The sequence below is a fragment of the Psychrosphaera sp. genome (assembly GCF_982872775.1).
Window position 1 is genome coordinate 1 of record NZ_CEYNSH010000088.1, and the last position, 2741, is coordinate 2741.

Genomic DNA, 2741 nt, shown 5'->3' on the forward strand with positions numbered 1-2741 from the left:
CTTACCAACCTATAAATGGAATTTCCCTTGAAGTTAATAATTAGTATCTCAACTCTGTTTCTTCTTACTGGTTGCTTCAATTTATTAATTGAGACAACAGATGTAAGAGGTTACGTTAGTATTGAACAACAAAAGTTTGCAAAAAGTACTAACTTCTCACAAAACGCTGTAACAAAAGTCACTGGAGCTAAAGTCTGCTATCTGCAGGAAGACTTAGATTGCGACGACGCAGCCTATTATGGCAAGAAGCCAGATGAACGTCTGCATATCTACTTCCCATCATCGATAAACCGTGGTTCAGATGTCCTCGCGACAGAAGTTATTGATGATTTGGATACCCTTTATGTTGAATACAAAAGGCCTTCTCGGAAAGCTGTGAGAGGTGAGGTTAGGGCGCAACCGTTGCCTTCATTAAATCTCAGTGGTGTTCAGTTTACTCCTAACAATACGTTGGCAATTGTGAATTTATCAAACGAGGCGTTTAACTTAGTTGATGTCGCATTCGACATTGGTGAAGATTGCGATGGTACGCTATTAAAAAGTCAGTTCTCTTTCCGCAAAATCTCAAAACGAGATTTTGAGCTTGAATATTACGGAGATAGCTTTAATTGGCCGCTTAATTGTTTTGTCAAAGTGACTGGCTACTGGGAGATTTATGAAGTAAAAGGATTTGAATCCCCACATGACGGGATAATCGTCTTGGATTACAAGGAAGACACCCTAATTAACGCCAAATTAGACTGACTTTGCTTTACTCCCATCTCACAACGCGTTTAAAGTAAGAATAGCTAATTCAAACAATAGAATAATTACAATAAAAGAAAGGTTTATATAGATGCAGAGCTTAATTAAACGAACGCTTATTTTATTAGCTTGTTTGCCCGGCTTGTTGCTGGCGCAAGTAACAGTAATAGAGAACGTGAAAGGCTATACCTACACTACACAAGAAACGTTGGTGACCTTTAGCACTGTAGCTTTCAAAAACAGTAAAGTTTTGGCAATTGGTGACAGTCAGTTAGCGTCGCAATACCCAAATGCTAAAGTTATCAATGGCAAAGGGAAAACGATGATTCCAGGTATAGTCGATGGCCATGGTCATCTACTTGGATTAGGTTTCAATAAGCTAAATGTAGATGTTCGCGATCTTAAATCTGCTAAGGCTACGGCACAGAAAGTTGCTGAGTACGCGTCCAAAAATAAACAGCTTACCTGGATAAAAGGAAGAGGCTGGAATCAAGAAATTTGGTCTGATAGTCGCTACCCTACTGCAAAGCAGTTAGACGAATATGTCAGTGATAGACCTGTTTATCTTAGCCGTGTCGACGGCCATGCAGCTTGGTTAAACACTAAAGCGATGGAGTTGGCAGGGATTACTCGCGATACGATTTCACCGGCAGGTGGAGAAATAATCAAAGATGAAAACGGTGAGCCAACGGGTGTTTTAATTGATAATGCCGAGAGCCTTGTGATGGCAAAGATACCCGCACCGACGCAAGACGAAATGGCCTTGGCGTTAAAAACAGCGAGCGAGCATCTATTGTCACTAGGCATTACTAGTATGCATGATGCTGGCATTGATCAGGACACCTATAACCTGTACGTAAATAAAGCCGCCAACAATGAATTGATGGTTCGAATCTACGGTATGTTAGCGGCAACCGATCCTAATCTAACTGACATGTTGAAAGCTGGTTATGTGAAGGACGACAACGACTTTTTATCAATACGAAGTGTTAAAATTTATGGTGATGGAGCATTAGGGAGCCGCGGTGCTGCGTTATTAGAACCATATCATGATGATAGTCACAATAAAGGTTTGTTGGTGACTTCAAAAGATAAGTTAACGCCATTATTCGACACGATTTTAGACCATCGTTTTCAGATAAACATTCACGCTATTGGTGATAGAGCGAACCGCATTGCACTAGATGAATTCGAAAGAGTATTTAAGGCACCGGAGGCCTCTTTGATCAACGGAGAAGCATTAAGGCACAGAGTAGAGCATGCTCAGGTCGTTCATGTGGAAGATATTCCTCGTTTCAAAACGTTAAACATAATTCCTTCTATGCAGCCGACTCATGCCACTTCCGATAAAGATATGGCTCCAAAAAGAATCGGTGAAGAGCGATTAAAAGGTGCATATGCATGGCAAAGCTTTATCAAACAAGGGACAAAAATTGTTGCGGGTTCCGACTTTCCAGTAGAGCTAGCAAATCCGTTCTTTGGTGTTCATGCAGCTGTTGCACGTCAAGATAGAGATAATCAACCCAAAGGTGGTTGGTTAATGGGAGAAGCGATGACTATAGAGCAAGCTTTCAAGGCATTTACGATAGATGCTGCATTTGGTGCACACCAAGAAAATATTATTGGTGGATTACAAGCAGGAAAGTACGCTGACTTCGTTTTACTAGACCGTGATATTTTCAAGCTAGACGCTAAAGACTTATGGAAAACTAAAGTACTCGAAACATGGGTTGCTGGTAAACAAGTCTTCAAAGTAAAAGACTAACCCTTTGTTTGGGAGTGTGGTTTATAACTTGCCACATCGACTTGAAAGGTTTTTATTGCGTCATTATAACAGTTAAGTATAATGGCGCTCCCGCTTTTATGATTCCCTTAAAAACTAAGACTTCACAAAAGTGGTGTATGTGTTTGTTGTGTAAATAATAAACATGATGGATGTTGTTGCAGGGGCGTAGTTCCAATTGGTAGAACAGCGGTCTCCAAAACCGATGGTTGGG

2 protein-coding genes are annotated in these 2741 nt (G+C 40.7%); both read left to right on the forward strand.

The features are described 5' to 3' along the window. The first annotated feature begins 27 nt into the window (after nucleotides 1-27). The gene (locus tag AC4E96_RS13985; protein ID WP_490256265.1) at nucleotides 28-744 is read left to right on the forward strand and encodes a hypothetical protein; all 717 of its coding nucleotides are present in this window, start codon (nucleotides 28-30) and stop codon (nucleotides 742-744) included. A gap of 91 nt (nucleotides 745-835) precedes the next feature. After that, nucleotides 836-2509 (forward strand): amidohydrolase, encoded by a 1674-nt coding sequence (locus AC4E96_RS13990; RefSeq protein ID WP_490256266.1) that lies wholly within the window; start codon nucleotides 836-838, stop codon nucleotides 2507-2509. The last annotated feature ends 232 nt before the right edge of the window (nucleotides 2510-2741 follow it).